The 18550-nt window shown below is 55.5% G+C and carries 12 protein-coding genes, 3 tRNA genes and 2 pseudogenes; 16 read left to right on the top strand and 1 reads right to left on the bottom strand.

What is annotated here, in order from left to right; genetic code table 11:
* Positions 1-242 precede the first annotated feature (242 nt).
* Positions 243-908: an HAD family hydrolase gene (locus M0Q23_05335; protein ID MCK9528060.1), complete on the bottom strand. Its 666-nt coding sequence runs from the start codon at positions 906-908 to the stop codon at positions 243-245.
* Positions 909-1173: 265 nt separating this feature from the next.
* Between M0Q23_05335 and M0Q23_05330 the strand changes: the two genes are divergently transcribed.
* The 16 genes and pseudogenes from M0Q23_05330 to M0Q23_05255 all read left to right on the top strand — a co-directional run bounded on the left by M0Q23_05330 (position 1174) and on the right by M0Q23_05255 (position 18059).
* On the top strand, positions 1174-2337 hold the full coding sequence (locus M0Q23_05330) for a DegT/DnrJ/EryC1/StrS family aminotransferase (protein ID MCK9528059.1): 1164 nt from the start codon (positions 1174-1176) through the stop codon (positions 2335-2337).
* A gap of 126 nt (positions 2338-2463) precedes the next feature.
* Complete coding sequence (gene wecB / locus M0Q23_05325) at positions 2464-3567, top strand: UDP-N-acetylglucosamine 2-epimerase (non-hydrolyzing) (protein MCK9528058.1); 1104 nt, start codon at positions 2464-2466, stop codon at positions 3565-3567.
* On the top strand, positions 3564-5465 hold the full coding sequence (locus M0Q23_05320) for a polysaccharide biosynthesis protein (GenBank protein MCK9528057.1): 1902 nt from the start codon (positions 3564-3566) through the stop codon (positions 5463-5465). The genes wecB and M0Q23_05320 overlap by 4 nt, the downstream gene beginning before the upstream one ends.
* Positions 5444-6736: a nucleotide sugar dehydrogenase gene (locus tag M0Q23_05315; protein MCK9528056.1), complete on the top strand. Its 1293-nt coding sequence runs from the start codon at positions 5444-5446 to the stop codon at positions 6734-6736. The genes M0Q23_05320 and M0Q23_05315 overlap by 22 nt, the downstream gene beginning before the upstream one ends.
* 45 nt (positions 6737-6781) lie before the next feature.
* Positions 6782-7663 (top strand): annotated as a pseudogene (locus M0Q23_05310) (Gfo/Idh/MocA family oxidoreductase).
* Positions 7664-7762: 99 nt separating this feature from the next.
* Positions 7763-8278, top strand: a pseudogene (locus M0Q23_05305) (acetyltransferase).
* A gap of 324 nt (positions 8279-8602) precedes the next feature.
* Positions 8603-9622, top strand: coding sequence for an NAD-dependent epimerase (locus tag M0Q23_05300; protein MCK9528055.1), 1020 nt, complete (start codon positions 8603-8605; stop codon positions 9620-9622).
* A gap of 27 nt (positions 9623-9649) precedes the next feature.
* Positions 9650-10021 carry a YdcF family protein gene (locus M0Q23_05295; protein MCK9528054.1) on the top strand — a complete coding sequence of 124 codons (372 nt, stop codon included), beginning with the start codon at positions 9650-9652 and terminating at the stop codon, positions 10019-10021.
* Positions 10022-10298: 277 nt separating this feature from the next.
* Positions 10299-10385, top strand: a tRNA-Leu gene (locus M0Q23_05290).
* A gap of 28 nt (positions 10386-10413) precedes the next feature.
* Positions 10414-11757 (top strand): trigger factor, encoded by a 1344-nt coding sequence (gene tig / locus M0Q23_05285; protein ID MCK9528053.1) that lies wholly within the window; start codon positions 10414-10416, stop codon positions 11755-11757.
* On the top strand, positions 11757-12353 hold the full coding sequence (clpP, locus tag M0Q23_05280; GenBank protein ID MCK9528052.1) for an ATP-dependent Clp endopeptidase proteolytic subunit ClpP: 597 nt from the start codon (positions 11757-11759) through the stop codon (positions 12351-12353). The genes tig and clpP overlap by 1 nt, the downstream gene beginning before the upstream one ends.
* Before the next feature lie 69 nt (positions 12354-12422).
* Positions 12423-13712, top strand: coding sequence for an ATP-dependent Clp protease ATP-binding subunit ClpX (clpX, locus tag M0Q23_05275; protein ID MCK9528051.1), 1290 nt, complete (start codon positions 12423-12425; stop codon positions 13710-13712).
* A 6-nt stretch (positions 13713-13718) separates the two neighbouring features.
* The gene (gene lon, locus M0Q23_05270) at positions 13719-16163 is read left to right on the top strand and encodes an endopeptidase La (GenBank protein MCK9528050.1); all 2445 of its coding nucleotides are present in this window, start codon (positions 13719-13721) and stop codon (positions 16161-16163) included.
* A 112-nt stretch (positions 16164-16275) separates the two neighbouring features.
* Positions 16276-16351, top strand: a tRNA-Val gene (locus M0Q23_05265).
* A gap of 13 nt (positions 16352-16364) precedes the next feature.
* Positions 16365-16441 (top strand) — tRNA-Asp (locus M0Q23_05260).
* 271 nt (positions 16442-16712) lie between these two features.
* Positions 16713-18059 (top strand): TolC family outer membrane protein, encoded by a 1347-nt coding sequence (locus tag M0Q23_05255; GenBank protein ID MCK9528049.1) that lies wholly within the window; start codon positions 16713-16715, stop codon positions 18057-18059.
* Positions 18060-18550: the final 491 nt, after the last annotated feature.

The raw sequence follows: 18550 nt of genomic DNA, 5'->3' as shown, positions 1-18550 counted from the left end.
TCCCAGGAGATTGACGGCTTCGGAAAAAGTGCCGGATCCATGACCTCCGGCGCTGTGCCCGGATGCTTAAGTGTGCTCCGGTCTCCGTCACTGCGGCGTACTTCAAGGTACGTCTCATATGCGTGCTTTGTGGTTTGTCTCAAGGAACTTTTTACAAAGCCGCCCGCGGACGGGACGTTTTCCGACTTTTTTCGAGTTCGTCAAGATTGTCGCAGGCGCCCTTCCGCGAGTCCGGTAATCGATCAGCGGGGGACATCTTTCAGGATATCCGCTATGTGTGCGGCCCTGTCCAGGATTACGTCGCATCCGGCTTCCAGGAGACTTTCTCGAGACGAAAGACCCGTAAGGACTCCGGCGGTGAAAGTTCCGGCAGCCTTTCCCGTCTCTATGTCCATAGGATGATCACCCACCATGAAAGCCTTCCCGGACGGTACCTCCAGCCTTTCCAGGGCTGCCAGCAGGTGACCGGGGTCTGGTTTGACCCGGATAATTCCGTCCCTGGCAACCAGGAGGTCCGCGTGGTCTTCAATGGCAGGGTAGATGGTACAAACAGCCTCTCTGCAGTTGCGGGTTACCACCGCCGTCCGGATGTTCCGTTCCCTGAGATCGAGGAACATGGCTGGAATGCCATCGAAAATGTTTCCCCGGGCGGCACCCTCCATCTCGGCTTCGCGGATGATTTCCATGGCTTGCCTTCGGAATTCATCCGCTTCGGCCGGATTCCGGGCCGCAATCATGCGCGACGCCCCGGCCACCATTTCCAGGGCGAAGAGTTCTTCGAACGATTCCGGATACTCTCCGTGGGATCGAATACTCTCCAGCACCCGGGTCCGCATGCGCCTGAAATCAACGTTCAACTCGGCCAGCGTGCCGTCGAAGTCAAAAACTACCGCACTTACATCGTACATCGTTTCACCCCGGCCGCGTGATTTGTCGTGTCCCTTCATACATACCAGTTCCGGTACTGTCGATGATGTCGTGAAACAACGAATCCAATGGCATCATTCCTCGAATGTCCCGAGGGACAAACATACAATAGTGACCCGTATACCACAGAGGATCCGAAAGAGAAAGTACCGGGCCGGACAAGCGACTTGACAAATCCTCACCTCTTTTATACACACTATCGCTATCATTCAGTGTCATCCACGCACAGGAGAAACAAGGGACGCCATGCATTTCATCGATCTCGCTGTCCAGCAGCGGCGTATAAAAGACACGATCGACGCCAACATCCAGCGGGTCCTGGCCCACGGGCAGTACATCATGGGTCCTGAAATCAATGATCTGGAGGGGCGGCTTGCAGCCTTCACGGGAACCCGGCACGCCATAAGTTGCGCTTCCGGTACGGATGCCCTGCTTATGGCCCTCATGGCCCATAAAGTTGGGCCTGGAGACGCCGTTTTCACTACCCCCTTCACCTTCATGGCCACCGCTGAAGTGATCAGCCTCCTGGGTGCCACGCCGGTGTTTGTCGATATCGACCCCGTAACCTACAATCTGGATCCCGAAGCCCTCATTCGGGCTATCGAGTCTGTAAAGGCGCGGGATTCTTCGGGACACCCCCTGCCGGACATGGACCAGGACATACCACTTGTTCCCCGGGGAGTCATCCCCGTGGATCTCTTCGGCCTTCCCGCCGACTATGAGGCCATCAATGCCATCGCCCGTTCAGAGGGTCTCTTTGTTATTGAAGACGCGGCCCAGTCCCTGGGTGCTGTCTGCAACGGGAAATCCACCGGCTCACTGGCATCCGTTGCCTGCACGTCCTTCTTCCCCGCCAAGCCCCTGGGGTGCTACGGCGATGGAGGCATGTGTTTCACCGATGACGACGAGTTGGCGGGGATCATGCGGTCTATCCGCGTTCACGGCCAGGGAAGGGACAAGTACGAAAACATCCGTATCGGCATCAACGGTCGCCTGGACACTATTCAGGCGGCCATCCTGCTGGCGAAGCTGGATATTTTTCCCGAAGAGATCCTTCTCCGCCGGAAAGTGGCGCAACGATACACCCGACTCATAAACGATGCCGTTCCGTCCCTGGTGACCCCTGCAATCCCCCCGGGCTGCACCTCCACCTGGGCTCAGTATTCACTTCTGGCCCGCGACGAGACCCATCGCGACAATCTCAGGGACATCCTGAACCGGGAGGGCATTCCCTCCGTCATCTACTATCCGAAGCCCCTTCATCTGCAACCCGCCTACGGGTCCTTCGGGTATGGCACGGGAGATTTTCCGGAATCAGAGAAGATTTCCCGCCGTATATTCAGTCTGCCCATGCATCCCTACCTGACCCGGGAAAACCAGAATGCTGTTGTGGCGGCGCTTGTTCGGTAAAGCAGCGGTCTCTGATCGGCACATCAATGAAAAAACATATCTCTTTTATTTACAGGCATCCGCCAATGCGCTATGTCATAATGCATGTATAGGCGACAACAGGAGGGTTCGTCCAGGGAGGTGCATATGAAGGTACTGCTGGTGGCGGGTGCCCGGCCTAATTTCGTAAAAGCAGCGCCGGTGTACCGGGCTGCAATGGCTTCGGGAAGGATGGATTGCCGGCTGGTTCACACGGGGCAGCATTACGACTACGAGATGTCCCACGCTTTTTTCGAGGACCTGTCGATTCCGAAACCCCGGTATTTTCTGGGCGCGGGATCGGGAAGTCACGCCGTTCAGACAGCAAAGGTCATGACGTCCTTCGAGAAGGTCTGTATCAAGGAAAAGCCTGACATAGTGATCGTGGTGGGTGACGTGAATTCCACCCTGGCCTGCTCCGTGACGGCAAAGAAGCTGCTAATCACTGTGGCCCACGTGGAAGCGGGCCTGCGAAGCGGTGACAGGACCATGCCCGAGGAGATTAACCGCATTGTTACGGATTCCATCTCCGACCTGCTGTTTGTGACAGAAAAGGACGGAATTGAGAACCTGCGGCGTGAGGGGCATGGGGAGACATCGATTCATTTTGTGGGAAACGTGATGATCGACACGCTTTACTCCCAGATTAAAAAGCTCGCTACGGCCGATGTTTCTCTCGAACCCGGGATCAGGGAAATAATGCGGGCCGGACCCTACGGCGTTGTGACGCTTCACCGGCCGTCAAATGTTGATGAACGTGAAACATTCCTGGAGATCATGATGGCCTTGGCGGAAATATCCGAAGACATGCCCCTGGTGTTTCCAGTACATCCGAGAACGAGTAAGAATGTCGAGGAGTTCGGCCTGACGAGCCTGGTCGGAAAATCGGGCATCTACATGACAGCCCCTCTGTCCTATATGCCTTTTCTGACGTTGTGGAAGGACGCGTCCCTTGTGCTCACCGACAGCGGCGGCCTCCAGGAGGAGACCACAGCCTTGGGAGTACCCTGCTTTACAATTCGGGATAATACAGAGCGGCCCGTGACGGTCGATGAGGGGACCAACACGCTGGTGGGAACGGCAGGCCGGGGGATACAAGACGCCTACCTCCGGTTCAGGGAGGGGGACATCAAGAAGGGACGAATTCCCAAATTTTGGGACGGAAATGCCGCCGAGCGGATTGTCAATGCCATACTGACCTGCGGACTATGAAAGCAATCATTCGGAACAGAAATTTCTGGTTCATGATCATGATCGACATGATCATGATCGCTCTCGCCTATTACGGAGCGTTCTGGATCCGTTACGAGGGGCAGATCCCGGCGCTACCGCTGGGGTTTGTTAAAAAGACCCTGCCTCTGGTGATCGTCCTGAAGATTGTCCTGTTTTACTATTTCAACCTCTATCGGGGCATGTGGCGCTACACCAGCATCATGGACATGATAAACCTGTTCAAGGCGAATATTCTTTCCTCCTTTTCAATCCTCCTGGCTATTTTCTTTCTCTATCGACTGGAGTTCTTCCCCCGCTCCGTTGTCGTAATCGATTTCATACTTGCCCTGTTTTTCGTTGCCGGCAGCCGTCTGGGTGTGCGCCTGTATTTTTCAGGAATCACACCGGGATTTTCCCTCGGCACCGGTCTGATGGCGCGGAAAGGAAAGAGACTGCTCCTCATCGGCGCCGGTGATGCCGGTGAACGGATCATTCGGGAAATAATGGAGAATGATCGCATCAAAGTGACCCTTGTGGGAATTCTCGATGACGATCCGGGCAAGCAGGGCAAGACGATTCACGGCGTTCCGGTGATGGGCGGCATCACCATGGTTGATCAGATCCGGGATCAGTTTGACGAGATTCTCATTACCTTACCCTCGGCAACGAGCGCCGAGATGAAACAGATCGTTGCCGTCTGTGAAGCGTCGGGTAAACCCTTCAAGACCATGCCGCCCCTGGGGGAATTGATTGACGGCAAGGTATCACTGACCATGGTCCGGGAGGTGACGATCGCTGACGTGATAGGGCGGGATGAGGTGTATCTTGACAGTCGGCAAATCGGGGCGTTTCTGACCGGCAAACGGGTGCTGATAACCGGCGCGGGGGGATCCATCGGCGCCGAGCTGACGCGACAGGTCGCCCGTTTCAGACCATCAGCGTTGGGCCTTGTCGATTTCAGCGAATATAATCTCTACCAGGTGGAAATCGATCTTCGGGACCAGTTCCAGGGCCTGAAAGCGGGGATTTACCTCGCAGACCTCAGGAACGAGGAAAGGGTCGATCGGATCTTCAGGGATTTCAAGCCTCTCGTGGTGTTTCATGCCGCCGCCTACAAGCATGTTCCTCTCCAGGAGGCAAATCCCTGGGAGGCCGTGGAAAATAACCTGTTGGGAACGAAGCATGCCGTTGCAAGCGCCCTTGCCGCGGGAGCTGAAAAGTTTGTCATGGTATCTACCGACAAGGCGGTTCGTCCGACCAATATCATGGGGGCTACAAAACGAGTTTGCGAATGCCTTGCCATGAGCGCGAACCATCGGGGACAGACGCGGTTCATGGCTGTCCGTTTCGGCAACGTGATCGGGAGCTCCGGATCTGTGATTCCTCTCTTCAGGCGACAGATCGCGCGAGGAGGGCCCGTGACGGTGACCCATCCGGAGGTCACCCGTTTTTTCATGAGCATTCCCGAGGCGGCGCGGCTGATACTGCAGGCGGGTTCCATGGGCGAGGGGGGCGAGATCTTCATCTTGAAGATGGGAGAACCGGTCCGCATCCGGGACATGGCACGCAGCATCATCAGGTTAAGTGGTTTTGAACCGGACGAAGATATCAAAATTGTCTATACGGGACTCAGGCCGGGAGAGAAGCTCTATGAAGAACTCATTACCGAGGGGGAGGGGATTATCCCGACACATCACGACAAGATCATGGTTTTGCGGGGAAACGCTGTGAACAGGGAACGTTTGAATGCGGAAGTTGATGAACTGCTTGCCGTTTCAAAATCCTGTTCGGCGGAGAAAATCAAGGAAAAGCTCAGCAGCATTGTTCCGGACTACAGGCCTGAATCACGGGATGATCCAGGAGAGAGGGTGCGGGAATGGAACTTGTCGAAAGAATAACATCGAAACAGGCATCAGTGGGCGTCATCGGCCTCGGCTACGTGGGTCTTCCGCTGGTTATCGAGTTCGCGCGGTCCGGGTTTCCCGTGACGGGCTTTGACGTGGACGAAGAGAAAGTCAGGATGCTGCGGGACGGGACCAGTTACATACGCCATGTGGACCTGTCCTCCCTCACCGGTGACGCGGCGACACGCTTTGTTCCGACAACGGATTTTTCTCTCCTTGAGACGATGGACTGCATTCTCATCTGCGTTCCCACGCCGCTGAACAGAAACCGCGAGCCCGATATGCGCTATGTGGAAGGCACGACTCGGGCGCTGGCCCGGTATCTCCGGCCGGGGCAGCTCGTTGTTCTGGAGTCCACCACTTACCCGGGGACGACCGACGAGATGGTGCGGACCATTCTCGAGGCCGGAGGCCTCAAGGCGGGGACGGATTTCTATCTTGCCTATTCACCGGAGCGGGAGGATCCGAACAACCGCCACTACTCCCTTCGTACGGTGCCCAAGGTCGTGGGAGGCTACACAGCCCGGTGCCTGGCTGTGGTTGATGCCCTCTACTCCTGCGTTGTTGAGCGAACGGTCCCCGTTTCGTCTACGAAAGTGGCTGAAGCCAGCAAGCTTCTGGAAAACATCTACCGGTCCGTGAACATCGCCCTGGTCAACGAACTCAAGATGCTTTTCGAACGCATGGGTATCGACACCTGGGAGGTGATCGAGGCGGCGAAGACGAAACCCTTCGGCTTTCAGGCCTTTTACCCGGGTCCGGGGCTCGGGGGGCACTGTATTCCCATCGATCCCTTCTATCTGACCTGGAAGGCTCGCGAATACGGCATGGCCACGCGCTTTATCGAGTTGGCCGGCGAGATCAACACAGCCATGCCGGATTACGTGGTTTCCCGGGTGATGGTGGCCCTGAACGAGCGGGGCAAGGCTCTGAAGGGGGCGAGAATCCATATAATGGGCCTTGCCTACAAGGCGAATGTGGATGACGCCCGGGAGTCCCCCACATATCATCTTATGGAAAAGCTGGAGGCCCTGGGGGCGATGGTTGCGTACCACGATCCCTATATTCCCGTCATATTGCCTTCACGGGAATTCTCGGAATATGCCGGACGCCGGTCGCGGCTGCCGGATGCCGACTGTGATGCCATTCTCATCGTCACGCCCCACGACGAGTACCGGACCATGGACTTTGCCGCTTTCGGAGTTCCCGTGGTGGATACCAGGAACATCGTCCAGGGCGGCCGGCCCTGGCTCTACAAGGCGTGACCGGTGACGGGCGGAGGTGTTTGCTGCCGTTGAAAGGAGCGAATCATGAAAATCTGTGTCGTGGGAGCCGGACGGTGGGGGACGAATCACATCAGAACCCTCAACGAACTGGAAATGCTGGGTGGTGTCGTAGAGTCCTCGGCCGAAAGGCGTGCACTGCTGAAGCACGACTTTCCCGGTCTTGAGCTCTTCGCCGACTACCGGAAGGCGGCGGATGCCGCCTTTGATGGGTATACAGTGGCCACACCGGCCGATACCCACTGTGCCATCGCGGCCTGCCTCATGGGGAAGGGACGTCATGTACTGGTGGAGAAGCCCATGGCGCTTACCGTGGAGGACGCCCGGGCGATGAAGCGCCTGGCTGACGAACGGGGTGTGATTCTCATGGTGGGCCATGTGCTTCTCTTTCATCCGGCGATCCGGAAAATGAAGGAACTGGTGGACGACGGAACGATCGGCCGCCTTCAGTATATGTACAGTAACCGCCTGAACCTGGGTGCCGTGCGTATGGAGGAGAACATTCTCTGGAGCTTCGCGCCCCACGACATCTCCATTTTTCAGTATTTCATGGGTGATTACCCCCGGGAGATCATCTCCCGGGGGGGCGTGTTTCTTCAACCTTCGGTGCATGACTCATCCATGACGATTCTCTCATACCCGGGGAACCGGGTGGGCCATGTCTTCGTAAGCTGGCTTCACCCCTTCAAGGAGCACCGGATCGTGATCATCGGGTCCAAGGGGATGCTTTCCTATGAAGATTCGTCGCCGGAACGGCAGATTCTCTTTTACGAGAAGGGCATCGACTGGGTGCAGGGTGAACCTGTGAGCCGCGATGGCGCCACGGACTTGATCTCCCATGACGCGAGCCTCCCCCTGACGGAGGAGCTTGCCTATTTCGCGCAATGCATTGCCGAGGGCAGGAAACCTGACATCGCTACGGCGGAAAGCGGAATTGAAGTACTCCGGATACTGGAGGAGGCAACAGAATGCCTTGTGGCCGGGAGCGTTCCGTCATCACGGCCCGTGGTGGAGAGCCGGAGGCTTGCCGGTGGCGGACGGGACTACTTTGTCCATGAAAGCGCCGTTATCGATGACCGGGTTTCCATCGGTTCCGGGACGAAGATCTGGCATTTTTCGCATATCCTTTCCGGATCGAGCCTGGGCGACGACTGTTCTCTGGGACAGAATGTAGTCGTGGGTCCTGACGTGACCATCGGGGCGCGGTGCAAAATCCAGAACAATGTCAGTGTCTACAAGGGGGTCACCCTGGAGGAGGGTGTTTTCTGCGGTCCTTCCATGGTTTTTACGAACGTGTTCAATCCCCGGGCTGAAATCCGGAGAATGGAGGAACTACGGCCCACGCTGGTGAAACGGGGCGCCACAATCGGCGCCAATGCCACAGTGGTCTGTGGTAACACCATCGGGCGCTGGGCTTTCATCGGGGCGGGCTCCGTCGTGGTGGAAGACGTTCCCGACCACGCCCTGGTAGTGGGAAATCCGGCGAAACAGGCAGGATGGGTCTGCGAATGTGGAGAGAAACTACCGAAGAAGCTATCCTGTAAAGCCTGCAGGAAACTCTATGAAAAAACGGGGAAGGGGTTGAGAAAGATTTCAACAATGCCGCTCTTCGATGAGTGACGGGTGACGATGAGTAGATGAGTACAGGAAGGGACGGATCCGGCGGGGATACGGGAGGTGTGTTACGGACGAGAACCGCGGTGAGCGTACGGATCCCGTTGTTTCAGAAGCACCCGATCACTCCCGGGCATGGGGGAATTCAGGATGGAGGTATCTCACGGATTTACATCCTTTCCGGGCGTCCCCAGGCTCGCTGACGGCGTTACCAGGTATTGAGGTGTCAGTGGTATGAAATGTATTTTAGTGACCGGCGCCGCCGGTTTTATCGGCTATCACGTGAGCGAGCGTCTCCTCGGGGCAGGTCTGCAGGTTGTGGGCATTGACAACATGAGTCCCTACTACGACGTGTCCCTGAAGGAAGCCCGTCTCGGAAGGCTTCGAGACCGCAGGGGATTTGAATTTTTCAGAATAGACATCACCGATCGGAGCGCCCTGGAAGAACTTTTTGAAAAAAGGTACCGCGGTTTCGATGCGGTGGTGCACCTGGCGGCCCAGGCCGGTGTCCGCTATTCCATTGAAAACCCGAGGGCATATACCGACAGCAACGTGACAGGGTTCATGAATGTTCTGGAGGGCTGCCGCTATTCGAAGGTACATCATCTGGTCTTCGCGTCATCAAGTTCCGTTTACGGCTGTAACGCGCTGATCCCCTTTTCGGTCCACCACAACGTGGACCATCCGGTAAGCCTGTACGCTGCAACGAAAAAGGCAAATGAACTCATGGCCCATGCCTATTCCGGACTATACGGCATACCCTGCACGGGGCTTCGATTTTTCACGGTATACGGACCATGGGGTCGCCCGGATATGGCATTGTTCCTGTTTACGAAGGCGATTCTGGAAGATCGCCCCATCGATGTATTCAACCGGGGGAACATGCGCCGCGACTTTACCTACATCGACGATATTGTGGAAGGGGTGGTACGGGTGATGGGGCACATACCGGTGCCGGATCCCCGATGGGACAAGTTCCATCCCGATCCGGGGACAAGCTTCGCGCCCTACCGGATATACAATATCGGTAACAACAGGCCCGTAACCCTAACGCACTTCATCGCCACACTTGAATCCTGTCTGGGCAGGACGGCGAGGAAGAACCTGCTTCCCCTGCAGCCTGGGGATGTACCCGAAACCTGGGCCGATGTCGACGATCTGATGCAGGACGTTGGTTTCCGTCCAAAAACCCCCATTGAAGAGGGCATCCGGCGTTTTGTGGCATGGTACCGTGAATATTATGGGGGATTTTGAATTTTTCAGGAAACTCAGGTATTCGGCATGTCGGAGAAGCGGACGCCACTACCCGTCGATCACATGCTGACGACAGACCGGGTGGTCAACACGGCGGAAGAAGCCGCCGCTGTCGCTGCCCTGCTGGATTCCATGGTGTGGGACCGGAAGCGGCCCCGGGTACTGCTGGTCACGTCGGCCTACCATATGCGGCGGTCACTGCTGCTTTTCCGGCGCCATGGTCTCGAAGTGGTTCCCTTTCCTGTCGACTTCCAGGTGTCCCCGGGAAAAGAGCGGACGTTTCTCGACTATCTGCCCCAGGCCGAAGGTCTTCGCCAAACCGGGAGGGCACTACGGGAACTCTACGGCTACTGGTACTACCGTCTCGGAATGATCCTTTCAGTCAGACACAGCCGATGAAGCTGCGTCCCTCTTTTATTTCCTTGCATTTGCCGGGACAATGGTTTAACAGCACCCGTTCCTGATGTCCTTGAAGCCCTGAATACGTCGTATTATCGATACGATGGAGGATAGTGCCCGAGTTGTCGACGAGGGTTTGGGAGGGTGTTTCCAAGATCCTCAATTCCGACGCTCGAAACTCTATATTATTATTAATATCAACAATATACGGTGTTCCAAGGGTGGCCCCGTGTCAGTTGACAATTATAAGCGCAATTACTATAGTGAGCGTAGTCACGCGAGAGTGGCGGAACTGGAAGACGCACTGGACTTAGGATCCAGCCCGCTTGCGCGGATAGGGGTTCAACTCCCCTCTCTCGCACCAATGCCAATGACCCTGAAGGAGCGGTTTCGTGGAAGAATATAGTGCAGATGTGACCATCGAGGAATTGAGCCCCGTAAAGAGAAAGCTTTCCTTTGACGTTCCCTGGACCGAAGTAAAGCGTGAACTGGATTCGGCCTACAGGCAGGTGGGTAAAAAGGCGCGAATCAAGGGTTTCAGGCCGGGGAAGGTGCCTCGGAAGGTACTGGAGGTACATTACCGTGAAGACGCCGAAAACGAGGCGGTGATAAAGCTGATTACAAGAAGGTTCGTAGAGGCCGTGGAGAAGAACAATATTCCCGTGGTTTCGCAGCCGAAGATCGACAACAAGGTCCTTGAACCGGACAGCAATTTCTGCTTCTCCGCCACAGTGGAAATCCGTCCCGACGTGGAACCCCGGGACTATACGGGTTTGCCCGTGACGCGTGTGGAATACGAGGTGACGGACCGGGACGTGGAAAACCGCCTTGACAAGTTGCGCGAGATGTACGCCCTGCTTGAGCCGGCCGGTGCTGACCGGGTCACGGTTGACGGCGATTACCTGGTTATCGATTTTGAGGTTACCGTTGATGAGCTGCTTCGGGAAGAGCTGACCACAAAAAATTACACGATCCAGATCGGCGGCGGCTCCTTTCTTCCCGGCTTTGAGGAACAGTTGAAGGGTCTGAAAAAAGGAGAGGAAAAGATCGTGAACGTCACTTTTCCCGAAACCTACGAACCCTCTGATCTGGCGGGCAGGCAGGGACTCTTCAGGGTAACCGTGAACGATGTTCTGGAAAAAAGGATTCCGCCCCTGGATGATGAATTTGTAAAAAATTTTGATGCTTTCGAAACCGTCGACAACCTTCGGGAAGCGGCACGGAAAAGTATTGTCGATGAAGCGACGGCAAAAACCGAAAGAGACCTGAGAAAGAGCATCATCTCCTCGCTTCTTGAGAAACATGAATTTGAGGTGCCCTCGGTCTGGGTTGAACACCAGACCTTCAATCTGATGGCGGATGCCGAACGACGTATGGTGTCCAACGGGTTGAAGCGGGAAAGGGCGATGCAGACGGTCCTGGACATGCAGGAGAATTTCAGGCCCCACGCGGAACTCATGGTGAAGACGTCGCTGTTGTTGGCCCGAATCGCCGAAAAAGAATCCATCACCGCCGATGACAGCGAAGTGGAAGAACGGATCGGCAATCTCGCGCGTCTCCAGGGCCGCCCCGTGGAGGAGGTGCTGGAGACGATGCGGCAGAACGAAGGTATAGAGCAGCTGCGCGATGAAATTATAGAAGGAAAAGCTATGGCCTTTCTGGTGGAAAAGGCCACTGTGACGGTGGAAAAAAACCCCCTCTCCGACCTGGAGACGGAGTCGAAGGAGAACGCCTGATGCTTATTCCCATGGTCATTGAACAGGACGGCAAAGGAGAGCGGGCCTTTGATATATACTCACGCCTGTTGAGGGACAGGATTATTTTTCTCGGTTCCCATGTAACCGATGAAACGGCGAACGTAATCATTGCCCAGCTTCTCTATCTTGAGTCGGAAAATCCTGACAAGGATATTTCTTTTTACCTCAATACGCCCGGCGGTGTTGTGAGCGCCGGCATGGCTATCTATGACACGATGCAGTACATAAAGCCTGACGTCGCCACGGTATGTGTGGGACAGGCGGCGAGCATGGGGGCGTTGCTCCTGGCTGCCGGCACAAAGGGCAAACGATACGCGTTGCCCAATTCCCGTATACTCATTCACCAGCCCATGGGAGGATCCCAGGGACAGGCAACGGACATCGGCATTCAGGCAAAAGAGATATTGCGGCTGCGGGAGGAATTGAACATTATCTTGAGCAAACACACCGGCCAGCCCGTGAAGCGCATTGAAAAAGATACGGACCGTGATTATTTTATGACAAGCAGGGAAGCCTGCGAGTACGGTATTGTCGATCAGGTTATCGAGAAACGTCTCGCCGACGTGGTCAAGTGAGCGGCGAGGGGTTGACCTTTGATAAAACAATGGTTAGCTTGGGATAAGATGTAGAAGGGGGTTCCAGTCATGACAAAAAGGAGTAGAAAAGAAAACGGAGGACAGGGTGTGCTGTTTTGCTCCTTCTGCGGGAAGACCCAGAACCAGGTGCGCAAACTTGTGGCCGGACCCACCGCCTATATCTGTGACGAATGTATCGAATTGTGCCGCTGCATTGTCGAAGAAGAGGGCGGCGTTCAGGAGATCAGGGATCTCGCTGATGAAATTCCCGATCCCAAGAATATAAAAAAGTTTATCGATCAGTATGTCGTGGGTCAGGAACAGTGCAAAAAGGTTCTTTCGGTGGCCGTCTACAACCATTACAAGCGACTCTATGCCGATTACAGCAGTGACGGCGTGGAACTCCAGAAAAGCAACATACTGCTCATCGGCCCCACGGGTTCGGGCAAGACGCTCCTCGCGCGGACGCTGGCGCGGATGCTCAACGTTCCCTTTACCATAGCCGATGCCACGACGCTCACCGAGGCGGGGTACGTGGGGGAGGACGTTGAAAACATTATTTTGAGCCTCCTGCAAAATGCCGATTACGATGTTCAGAAGGCTTCCCGGGGCATTGTCTACATTGACGAGATCGACAAGATTTCACGAAAATCGGGCAATCCGTCCATTACCCGGGATGTGTCCGGCGAAGGTGTTCAACAGGCGCTCCTGAAGATTATCGAGGGAACCCTGGCCAATGTGCCGCCCAAGGGAGGAAGAAAGCACCCGCAGCAGGAGTTCATCCAGGTGGACACGACGAACATCCTCTTCATATGCGGTGGTGCCTTCAACGGCCTCTCCGATATCATTGAAAAGAGGAAGGGATCGAACGCCATCGGCTTCGGTGCCGACATTAAGAGCAAAACCGAACGGAACGTGGGAGAAATCCTGGCTGATGTCCGGACCGAGGATCTTCTCAAGTACGGGCTGATTCCCGAGTTCATCGGCCGTCTTCCCGTGATCGCCACGCTGGCTGATCTTGAAGAGGCGGACCTGGTGCGTATCCTGGTGGAGCCGAAAAATTCGATTGTCAGGCAGTACAAGAAGATGCTCGAGCTCGAGGACGTGAAACTCTCCTTCACGGAAGGAGCCCTGAGGGCCATCGCCCGGGCTTCCACGGAACGAAAGTCCGGCGCCAGGGGGTTGCAATCGATCCTGGAAGGGATCATGCTTGATATCATGTACGACATACCGTCGCGGCCGGATGTGAAGGAATGCCTCATCAGTGAAGATGTGGTTTCCAACAACGAGAAACCCATATTGCTTTTTGAAACCAAAACGGAAACTGCCCCCTCGAAGCGGCAGAAGGAGATAGGATAAGTGGGAATGTTTGGAATAGGTAAACGAAGTGACAGTGAGAACCAGGGAATTGCGATGCCGCTGCTCCCCCTGCGGGACGTGGTCGTTTTTCCCCATATGATCGTGCCGCTTTTCGTGGGAAGGGAGCGGTCGATCCACGCCCTTGAATCAGCCATGCAGCTGGACAAAGAGATATTCCTGGTTGCACAGCGAAGCGGCGATAATGAAGATCCCGGTGAAGAGGACATCTACGGCGTTGGTACCGTCGGATCGATCATACAGCTGCTCAGGCTTCCCGATGGAACGGTGAAGGCTCTTGTGGAAGGGAAAGTGCGCGGCCAGATCCGTGAATATGTCCCCAACGATGAATACTTCCTGGTCCGGGTTGACGAGGTGCATGACGTCTATAACCCGCGCCAGAGAGTCGCCGTTGAGGCGCTGATGCGAAGCATCGCGGAGTCCTTTGAAAAGTATTCCAGGATGAGCAAAAAAGTGCCCGCTGAAATGGTGGGCACCATGGCTTCCACAAAGGACCCGGCAAAACTGGCCGATGTGGCGGCGTCGCACCTGCACATCCATCTCAATGAAAAGCAGAAGCTGCTTGAGACGTGGGACATAGAGGAGCGTCTCGAGAAGATATACTCGCTGTTGATGTCGGAGATGGAGATCCTTGAAGTGGAGGGACGCATCAAGAAGCGCGTCAAGAAACAGATGGAGAAGACCCAGAAAGAATACTATCTGAACGAGCAGATGCGGGCGATTCAGAAGGAGATGGGTGAAGACGACAGCTTCAAGAACGAAATCAAGGAACTGGAAAAGAAGCTCAAGGAAAAGGAGATGTCCGAGGAGGCCCGCGCGAAAGTGGAGCACGAAATAAAGAAGCTGAAGATGATGGCTCCCATGTCGGCGGAAGCCACGGTGGTCCGCAACTATATCGACTGGCTGCTGGCCCTCCCATGGCACGAAAAAACAAAGGACCAGGATGATCTGAACGTTTCAGAAACTATTCTGGAGGAAGATCATTACGGGCTCAAGAAAGTCAAGGAGCGTATTCTCGAGTATCTGGCAGTTCAGATTCTCGTAAAGAAGAAAAAAGGCTCCATACTCTGCCTGGTGGGGCCGCCCGGCGTGGGTAAAACATCCATCGCGAAGTCGATTGCCCGGGCCACCAACCGGAACTTCGTGCGTCTTTCCCTGGGCGGTTTGAGAGACGAGGCGGAAATCAGAGGACACCGGAGAACCTACATAGGGGCGCTGCCGGGTAAAATCATTCAGCTCCTGAAGAAGGCCGGCTCAAACAATCCCGTGTTCTGCCTTGATGAGATCGACAAACTGAGCTCTGATTTCAGAGGCGATCCCGCGTCGGCCCTGCTTGAAGTTCTCGATCCCGAGCAGAACCACGCCTTTAATGATAATTACCTCGAGGTGGATTACGATCTTTCGGACATCATGTTCATAACCACGGCGAATGTACTCCAGACCATTCCGGCACCCCTCCAGGACCGGACCGAAGTCATTCGGATCGCCGGCTACACGGAGCCTGAAAAACTCAGCATCGCCAAGCAGTATCTCGTGTCCAAGGAGATGGAGGCAAACGGACTGACGAAAGAGAATATCAGTTTTACCGACGGTGCGCTCTTGAAGATAGTGCGCAACTACACCCGCGAAGCAGGCGTTAGGGGGCTCCAGCGGGAGATTGCCTCCATATGCCGGAAAGTAGCCCGTAAGGTCGTTACGGAGGGCTTCAAAAGCCACGTGAAGGTGACGTCCAACTCTATCGAGAAATACCTTGGCGTCGAAAAATACCGTCATGGCGATCTGAGGCACGAGGACAAGATCGGCCTGACGGTGGGTCTCGCCTGGACGGAAGTGGGAGGTGAACTGCTGAACATCGAATCGACGGTCATGCGCGGAACGGGACGTCTTACGCTGACGGGCAAACTGGGTGATGTAATGCAGGAGTCGGCCCAGGCGGCTCTTACCTACGTCCGTTCAAGGGCCCGGGAGTTGGGGCTGGATGAAAACTTCTACCGCAAGATGGACGTCCACGTGCATGTGCCGGAAGGCGCCATTCCGAAGGACGGTCCGTCGGCGGGCATCGCCATGGCCACATCCATCGCATCATCCCTGCTGAACCGTAAGGTGAAATGCGACATCGCCATGACGGGCGAAATAACGCTCCAGGGACGGGTGCTTCCCATCGGAGGTCTGAAGGAAAAACTGCTTGCCGCACACAGGGCCCAGGTGAAGACCGTCGTGATCCCGAGGGAGAACAAGAAGAACCTGGAAGACGACATCCCCGCCAATGTGTTGCGGGAGATTGAGATCATACTGGTGGATTCGATGGACGAGGTCCTGGAACGAGCCCTTCTGCCGCTGGATGATAAGCCGGAACATCCGGAACCGAAAGCCGGCCCGGTCTTCTCATCAGGCAGCGACGAAATGCGGCTGAACCTGTGCAGGACATCATGACACGACGCGAGCCCTGAGCAGCTGTATAGCACGGAGCATGTGAGAGATTATTCTTGACAAGACGTCCATTTTTGAATACATCTCACGAGCTTCAGCCTTATTGCTCGTTGCAGGGCGGATAGCTCAGCTGGGAGAGCGCCACGCTTACACCGTGGATGTCACAGGTTCAAGTCCTGTTCCGCCTACCATGAAAGGATTTGCGGGGTCGTAGTTAAGTTGGTTATAACGCCGGCCTGTCACGCCGGAGGCCGAGGGTTCGAGTCCCTTCGACCCCGCCAATAATGAAAACAGGGGGTTTGGATCATTCTTCCTGCCCCCTGTTATGCTACGTAATAATGGACTTTCACTGCTGTACTTTGTTTTTTCCATGCTGTACCGCCACGGTGGTTCCCCGTGCCATGGGTGAATATATTTAATTTTACTGCACATCGTCATTGTGCTGTACTGTACAAATATACTTGACCCATACATAGTACACAGTGTAATGATAACAAGAAGTTCATCTGGTTGCTCCGCGGGTATATTTTTTTAAGCAAAGGAGGGCGGTTTATGTGGGGTACGTTTTTAAAAAGAGCAGTCGTTGTTGCGGCAGGGGCACTGATTCTGGCCTGCGGTCATGCTTGGGCCGACGAGACCCCCGGACCTGCCGGGGGAGAAACGCTGAAAGACGCCATACAGAGTGTTCTTCAGACACATCCTGAAATCAAGGCGGCCGCGTATGGGAGGACAGCGAGGGACTGGGAGGTTGTTCAGGCCTGGTCATCCTTTTTCCCGACCCTCGATGGTTACATGTCCTATGGGTATCAGAAACAGGACAAGCCCTCTCTCCTCGATGATACGTCCTATCCCAAGCAGAACGTGCTGAGCCTTCGTCAGAATGTGTTTCGTGGCGGAGCTAATCTGGCGGACATAAAGAGGCAGGAGGCGCGGGTTAAATCACAGGCCTATCTCGTGCAGGGGACATCGGAAAACATGGCGCTCATGACGGCCAGGGTTTACATGAACGTGCTGCGGAACACCAAGCTTCACGAACTGGCCAACGAAAACCTCGTCAATCACGAACGCATTGCCGACCAGGTGGAGTTGAGGTTGCGAGCGGGCGTTGACGCCAAGGCGGAAATGGAGCAGGTAATGGGCCGTCTCGCGCTGGCAAAATCAAACGTCGTCGTTACTTCGGCAAATCTTCGGGACGCCGTAACCGATTACCACGCGTTGCTGGGCTGGCTGCCGGAAGACCTGGATGAAGTCGAGCCGCTGGACGTCACATTGCCTGGAGCCCTCGAAGACGCGGAACAGGCAGCTCTTACCAACCATCCTGTCATCAAGTCCGCCAAGGCCGATCTTGAAGCACGGGAAGAGCAGCACAACGTAGCCAAGCGGATACTCTCCCCGAGCGTCGATCTCGCGGCCAATTACTACTGGAATAAAAACGTGGATCCCTATGCAGGACGTCGGAGGTATCTGACAGCCACAGCCACGGCGAGCATGAATTTCTTCAGCGGGGGCCGGGACTACGGACGTATCCAGGAAACATCATACCTTCTCAAGGAAGCGGAGGAGATACTTCATAACACCCGTCGCCAGACTGTTCAGTCTATTCGTCTGTCCTGGGAAGCCTACAAGTCGACAATGGAGCGGGTCGTCTATCTGGAGGAATATGTCGAAGCCGCTGTCGCAACGGCGGAAGCGTTTGCCACCCAGTGGAACATCGGAAGGCGAACCATGTTCGACCTGCTGGATACCCAGGCGGAAGCGATCAATGCCAGATCCGACCTCATACGGGCCCAGTATGACCTGGTGTACGCCGAATACCGTATTTTAAACAGCCTCGGCATGCTCGTTCATTCAGTGGGACTCGAATGGCCTGACGAAGGACGTGTCGAAGGCGATGAGTAGGGCGTGCCCGTCATAGCGGCGAGGATAAAGACTGACGGCTTCGTAAAAAAGTCCTGATGCTTCATTGCGCTCCTTCCTTCGTTCTTCGTTACTGCGGTGTACCTCACAGTACACCTCAGTCCTCAGGATGTGAGCGCCGTGCCTCAAGGCTTTTTACAAAGCCGTCCTCTATCAGACGTTTTCCGACGTTTGACGAGGCCGTCAAGACTGCTCTTCGTACGTTTTAAGCGGAGCCGGAGCCGGACGGACAGCCTCCGGTCGGGGAGGCGCCAGGCTTGATACGCTGTGTCAACACGCAGGGCATCGAACAATAGTACCGGGGACATGATCTCCGGCATTATAACGGGATGTTTCGCTGCGCTCTTTCCTCCGGCACCGAGAGTACCCCACGGTACACCTCATTTCTCAGGATGCGGTGCTGTGCCTCAGAGATCTTTTTGCAAAGCCGTCCCCCATCGGGCGTTTCCCGACGTTTGACGAGGCCGCCAATA

Source organism: Syntrophales bacterium (genome assembly GCA_023228425.1).
Classification (GTDB): domain Bacteria; phylum Desulfobacterota; class Syntrophia; order Syntrophales; family UBA2210; genus MLS-D.
This window is presented reverse-complemented; position numbering and strand designations above follow the sequence as displayed.